The organism is Bradyrhizobium sp. 31Argb (assembly GCF_043638955.1).
Taxonomy (GTDB): Bacteria; Pseudomonadota; Alphaproteobacteria; order Rhizobiales; family Xanthobacteraceae; genus Bradyrhizobium.
On the sequence record NZ_JBEGDB010000388.1, the window covers coordinates 1 to 5,732 of the forward strand.

A 5,732-nucleotide genomic window follows, 5' to 3' on the forward strand; every position below is an offset into this window, starting at 1 on the left:
GAATCCCAAGAGTCCACACGGCCTAGAGCATGATCCGGAAAAGTGGAAACCGGTTTTCCGAAAAGATCATGCTCAAATAAAGAGATCTCAGGCCGACGACGAAGGCGCGCTATTCTTCTGGCGACAGACGGACAATCTGGCGCCCGCCATTCATCACCTTGAGATTGTTGACGTACTCCTCAGGACGCTGCCAGCGGTGAGGTACTTTCAATCCCATGAAGCTTGCGATTTCGCCGATGAAGCCAGTGCAATTGAATGTTTCCGCGTTCCAGACTGGTGAATCCGCCTGCAACTTCTTGATGTATGCGAAAACCCGTTTTGCGTCCGCCTCATTCAGGTAAACCCGATAGCTCGCGGTCAGGTAGTCCGGATCAAGATCGCCATAGCTTGCCCCGGTCTCGGACGGCACCACCGTCAAATGACCGAGTATATAGGCAAAGGTTTCTCCCGCTGGGGTCAGGCCCGCGACGTCAACTGCCCGCTCGCTTGTCTTTCCATACCAGACGAAAGCATGTCCCCAACTCGCCGCCGTTCTGGCTCTGAAGTCGACGTAATACGGGCCCATTGCGGCGCTAGACGCCGACTTTCGTGTCGACCGTGGCGCCGGTTGCGATTCAACGGCCGCGTCACTGGAAACAAGCGCATTCGCATTGGCGGTGCGCTTGTAGGCCTCCCGTTTCTGGGAAGTGGCGCGTTCCGAGCTGGCGCGAGCGTCAGCTTCCTGAGCGGAAGCCGATTGGACTGTGGCCGGGAGCAAAACAGCGAGAGTTAATCCCGCAAGTAAGCATCGTCCTGATCTCGTCAGGCTGTTTACCACGCTTTGCCCCCTTAACCGTCGACGATAAAGCTCAGATTGAACGAGCCGAGTCAGTATCGCGTCAGTAGCGCGGCGCGACAATAGGCGTCTTGCCGACGGGAGTCTTCCCGACCGGGGTCTTGCCAATCGGCATCTTGCCGATGGGAGCCGCCGGATAGGCGGGCACGGGCTCTCGGCGCGGAAGGTCGGCCGCGCTGGCGGCGGTCACCAGAGCAAAGGTTGCGCCTACTGCAATCACGATTTTCTTCACGGTACTTCTCCCCAACTTAGAAAGAACCAGGCGGTAACCTGCGCTCCTCCCGACCATGCACGGCGGAATGCGACCTCAGTGCGGCAGATCGAACCCGTTGGAGCAATTGGTCCACAGTGCGGCACATATGACACACCCCTGATGCCATTCTCACGTAGGCAAGGCGCGGTTGCGACATTCACGTAACGGTGAACGTGACGATTGGAGGGATTTCTGATCATTGGGTGCCTCCAGATGAATGGAGGTTCGGAATGCCCCCCTACGCGGTCCTCGCGCTCGCTATTGTTGTCGAAGTTGTCGCAACGAGCGCGATGAAGGCATCCGCAGGATTTACCAGGCTCGGCCCTTCTCTGTTGGTGGTAGTAGGCTACGCTGTCGCCTTCGTGTTACTCGCCAAAACCCTTGATCGCATACCGCTCGGCATCGCCTACGCTGTTTGGGCAGGCGGCGGTATCGTACTGGTCGCGCTCATTGCGTGGGCGATCTACGGACAGCGCCCCGACTTTGCGGGCTTCGTCGGGATGGGCCTGATCGTGGCGGGCGTCCTGGTTCTGAACCTTCTGTCCAAGACATCCGTCCACTGACCGGCTAGAGCATATTCGGTTCTGATTGAATCAGAACCGAAGCTCTCCATTCTTTTTTTGACGCGTTTTCTTCACGCGAACCGGTACCCACTTCGCTCGAAAACGCTCTAGGAGCGTAGAACCTCTACACTTCGAGCCATTCCTTGCGAACGGCTTCGTTGGCCCTGAGCTCGTCGGGCGTGCCTTCGAACACGATGCGGCCATGGCCCATGATGTAGACCCGGTGCGAAATCCTGAGCGCGATGGACAGCTTTTGCTCGACCAGCAGGATAGCAACGCCCGCCTTCGCGATATGCGCGATCAGGTCACCGACCTGCTGCACGATCAGCGGGGCCAGTCCTTCCGTCGGCTCATCGATCATGATGAGCTCGGGGTCGCCCATCAGCGTCCGGCAGGTGGTCAGCATCTGCTTCTCGCCGCCAGAGAGCACGCCGGCGGGCGTATCGGCGCGCGCCGCGAGGTTGGGGAACATGTCGAGCATGTCCTGCAGCCGCCATTTGCCGGGCCGACGCGTGTTCTTGATGCCGAGCAGGAGATTCTGACGAACCGTCAGCCCGGGGAAGATATCGCGGTGCTCCGGCACATAGCCGAGGCCTAAGCGCGCGATCTTGTGGCTCGGCAGCCCGGCGATCTCCTGCCCCTTGAAGCGAATCGTCCCCTGAGGCGGCACCTCGCCCATGATCGCCTTGACCGTAGTGGAGCGGCCGACACCGTTGCGGCCAAGCAGGCTCACTACTTCGCCAGCCGAGATGGAAAGGTCGACCCCCTGGAGGATATGGCTCTTGCCGTAATAGGCGTGCAGATCCCTGACCTCGAGCATCAATGCGCCTCTTCGCCGAGATAGGCTTCCTTGACCTTCGGGTTGGCCCGGATCTCCTCGGGCGTGCCGGAGGCGATGATATGGCCGTAGACCAGCACCGAGATGCGGTCGGCAAGACCGAACACCACACTCATATCGTGTTCGACGATCACGAGCGTACGCCCTTCGGTGAGGCGACGGATCAGGGCGACGGCGCGTTCGGTCTCCGCGTGGCTCATGCCCGCGGTCGGCTCGTCCAGCATGATGACGTTGGCGCCGCCTGCGATGGTGATGCCGATCTCGAGTTCGCGCTGCTCGGCATAGGTGAGAAGCCCTGCCGGCACATCGCGACGGTGGCTCAGGTGGATGTCCTCGAGGATCTCGGCGGTGCGTCGCCGCACCTCCGGCAGGTCGTCCACGTTCTTCCAGAACGCATAGCGATGGCCGGTGGCCCAAAGCACGGCGCAGCGAACATTCTCCCACACCGTCATGCGGGCGAACACGTTGGTCACCTGGAACGAACGCGACAGGCCGCGCCGATTGATCTCGAACGGCCGCAGTCCCGAGATCACATCGCCATTCAGCCGGATCTCACCCGAGCTCGGGCTGAGATAGCCGCTGATCAGGTTGAAGGTCGTGGACTTGCCGGCGCCGTTGGGACCGATGATGGCGTGGCGCTCACCCTGCGCGACACTCAGGTTGAGGTCCTGAATGATGCTCACATTGCCGAAGTGCTTTTCGACGGCACGAACTTCGATGGCTGGCGTCACGCGAGATACCCCCGGTCACGGGCGATGCTGGCGGCACGGTCCCAGGCCTCGGCGATACGCCGCCAGGTGATACGGGCGACGATGAAGCCGCCGACCACAAGGACGGCCGCGATGCCCCAGGTCGTGGGCGCAGTGGTGTTAAAGGGGATGCCGAGAAGCTTGACGATGTTGCCTTCGCCGCCGGTGACCGTGTAGCGCGCCACCGTCTCGATCGACAGGATGACGCCGCAGGCCAGCGCCAGCGTCGGGAGCGCGGCGACCAGATAGGACGGGATCACCATGCCGAGCGTCCTGGCGCGGATCAGCGGCCGGTGCATCATCAGAAGGCCGGCGATACCGCCCGGCGCGAACATCACGATACCGATGAAGATGATGCCGAAATAGAGCTGCCACACGCTGGTCAGGCTGGTCAGCCCGAGTTGCAGATAGGTCACGAGGATCGCGCCCAGGATCGGACCGAAGAAGTAGGAGGCGCCGCCGATGAAGGTCGCGAACAGCACCATGCCGGACTGCACCGCGCCGAGATAGGCGGAGTTCGCGATCTCGAAATTGATGGCGGCGAGACCGCCTGCGATGCCGGCAAAGAAACCGGCAAAGCAGTAGGCGAGATAGCGGACGACGTGAGGATCGTAGCCGATGAACTCGACCCGCCCGGGATTGTCGCGGACCGCGTTGCAGATGCGCCCCAGCGGCGTGCGGGTGAGCGCGTACATCGCCATCGCCGACACCAGCACCCAGAATGCGATGAGATAATAGACCTGGATTTGCGGGCCGAAGGTCCAGCCGAAGATATGCGGCAATGCCGTGCGATCGGTGCTGATCCCGGATTCGCCGCCGAAGACGCTGCGCAGGATCAGCGACGAGGATGCGACCAGTTCGCCGATGCCGAGCGAGATCATCGCGAACACCGTGCCGGCGCGCCGCGTCATCACCCAGCCGATCAGGAGCGCCAAGCCAAGGCCGCCGATGCCGCCGAGCAGCGGGATCAGGGGGAGCGGGATCGGCCATCCGTGCGCCGTGACTGCATTCATCATATGGACGGCGGCAAAGCCGCCGAGGCCGTAATGAACCGCATGGCCGAACGACAACAGCCCGGTCTCGCCAAGCAGAATGTTGTAGGACAGCGCGAAGATGATCGCGATGCCGATCAGGCTGAAGGAGGTGAGCGAGCCGCCCGAGGAGAAGATCAAGGGCAATACGACGAGCGCGATCGCAGCGACCACCCACAGCCCGTAGAAGCGCAGGTTTTGGCCGGATGGCTTCGCAGCGACATCAGACGCAGAGGTGACGGTGCTGGTCATGTTTCGCGCGTCCCGAGAAGGCCCATGGGACGGACGATCAGGATGACCACCAGCAGCACATAGGGCAGAACCGGCGCGATCTGGGCGATCGTGACATTCCAGATATCGGTGAGCACCGAAGGCCCGATGCTCGGATCCAGCGGCCCGAACGTGCTGGCGAGCGAGCCGTTCAGCGCGACCGCGAAGGTCTGCACCAGCCCGATGAAGAGCGAGGCGATGAATGCGCCCGGTAGCGAACCGAGCCCACCGAATACGATGACGACGAAGAGGATGGGGCCGAGCAAGGCGGCCATGTCCGATTGCGTCACCAGCGCCGGACCGGCGATGACGCCGGCGAGACCGGCAAGCGCGCTGCCGACGCCGAACACCAGCATGAAAATGCGCCCGACATTATGGCCGAGATGACCGACCATGTGGGGATGCGTCAGCGCCGCCTGCACGATGAGTCCGACCCTGGTGCGCTTGAGTGCAATCAAGAGCGCGACGAAGATCAGCACCGAGATCGCCAGCATGAAAATCTTGTAGGCGGGATAGTTGGTCGAGAAAATCGTGAAGGCCGGAAAGTCGAGCGCCGCCGGCACCCGATAGTCCACCGGGCTCTTGCCCCAGATCATCGAGACGATTTCTTCGATGGCGAAGGCGAGCCCGAACGTCAAAAGCAATTCGGCGACATGTCCGTGCTTGTGGGTGTTGCGCAGGCCGTAACGCTCGACCGCCATGCCGACCGCGCCCACAAGCAGTGGCGCCAGCACCAGCGCAGGCCAGAACCCGATCCACTTCGTGAGCTGGTAGCCGAAGAACGCGCCCAGCATGTAAAAGCTGGCGTGGGCGAAATTCAGCACGCCCATCATGCTGAAGATCACCGTCAGTCCGCTGGACAACAGGAACAACAGCATCCCGAACAGGACGCCATTGAGCGTAGAAATCACGATCAGCTCAAGCACGGTTCATCCATTAGAGCGTGATGCTCTTAGATTCTTACCTCTCCCGCTTGCGGGGGAGGCGTAGGCCGCCTTCAGGCGGCCGTTCTTAGAAGGACGCCGAAGCAAAGCTTCTGCTATGGCGCCAGCGCCGGGTGGGGGCTCTCTCCCCACGGTCGGACAGTGTGAATCGCGGAGATACCCCCACCCCAGCCCTCCCCCGCAAGCGTAGGGCTATCGCATATGGGCGAGGGCGCGGAGAAGGAAGTCGTTGTTCCATCTGGCCTGGAG

At 61.8% G+C, this 5,732-nt stretch carries 7 protein-coding genes; 1 reads left to right on the top strand and 6 read right to left on the bottom strand.

Annotated elements, in window-relative coordinates; all coding sequences use genetic code 11:
* Positions 1 to 109 precede the first annotated feature (109 nt).
* Together AAFX91_RS38145 and AAFX91_RS38150 are read right to left on the bottom strand one after the other, a co-directional pair.
* Positions 110 to 817: a hypothetical protein gene (locus AAFX91_RS38145; protein ID WP_130580029.1), complete on the bottom strand. Its 708-nt coding sequence runs from the start codon at positions 815 to 817 to the stop codon at positions 110 to 112.
* A 61-nt stretch (positions 818 to 878) separates the two neighbouring features.
* Positions 879 to 1,067, bottom strand: a complete 189-nt coding sequence (locus AAFX91_RS38150) for a hypothetical protein (protein ID WP_130580028.1) — start codon at positions 1,065 to 1,067, stop codon at positions 879 to 881.
* 251 nt (positions 1,068 to 1,318) lie between these two features.
* Here AAFX91_RS38150 and AAFX91_RS38155 point away from each other — a divergent pair, with 251 nt between their 5' ends.
* Positions 1,319 to 1,651, top strand: a complete 333-nt coding sequence (locus AAFX91_RS38155; RefSeq protein WP_394569932.1) for an SMR family transporter — start codon at positions 1,319 to 1,321, stop codon at positions 1,649 to 1,651.
* A gap of 124 nt (positions 1,652 to 1,775) precedes the next feature.
* Here AAFX91_RS38155 and AAFX91_RS38160 read toward each other — a convergent pair whose 3' ends face one another.
* From AAFX91_RS38160 to AAFX91_RS38175, 4 genes are read right to left on the bottom strand one after another with little or no spacing between them, the layout of a single operon-like run.
* On the bottom strand, positions 1,776 to 2,471 hold the full coding sequence (locus tag AAFX91_RS38160) for an ABC transporter ATP-binding protein (RefSeq protein ID WP_130580027.1): 696 nt from the start codon (positions 2,469 to 2,471) through the stop codon (positions 1,776 to 1,778).
* Positions 2,471 to 3,220: an ABC transporter ATP-binding protein gene (locus tag AAFX91_RS38165; RefSeq protein ID WP_282530045.1), complete on the bottom strand. Its 750-nt coding sequence runs from the start codon at positions 3,218 to 3,220 to the stop codon at positions 2,471 to 2,473. The genes AAFX91_RS38160 and AAFX91_RS38165 overlap by 1 nt, the downstream gene beginning before the upstream one ends.
* Complete coding sequence (locus AAFX91_RS38170; protein WP_282530046.1) at positions 3,217 to 4,521, bottom strand: branched-chain amino acid ABC transporter permease; 1,305 nt, start codon at positions 4,519 to 4,521, stop codon at positions 3,217 to 3,219. The genes AAFX91_RS38165 and AAFX91_RS38170 overlap by 4 nt, the downstream gene beginning before the upstream one ends.
* On the bottom strand, positions 4,518 to 5,465 hold the full coding sequence (locus AAFX91_RS38175; protein WP_394569934.1) for a branched-chain amino acid ABC transporter permease: 948 nt from the start codon (positions 5,463 to 5,465) through the stop codon (positions 4,518 to 4,520). The genes AAFX91_RS38170 and AAFX91_RS38175 overlap by 4 nt, the downstream gene beginning before the upstream one ends.
* Positions 5,466 to 5,732 lie beyond the last annotated feature (267 nt).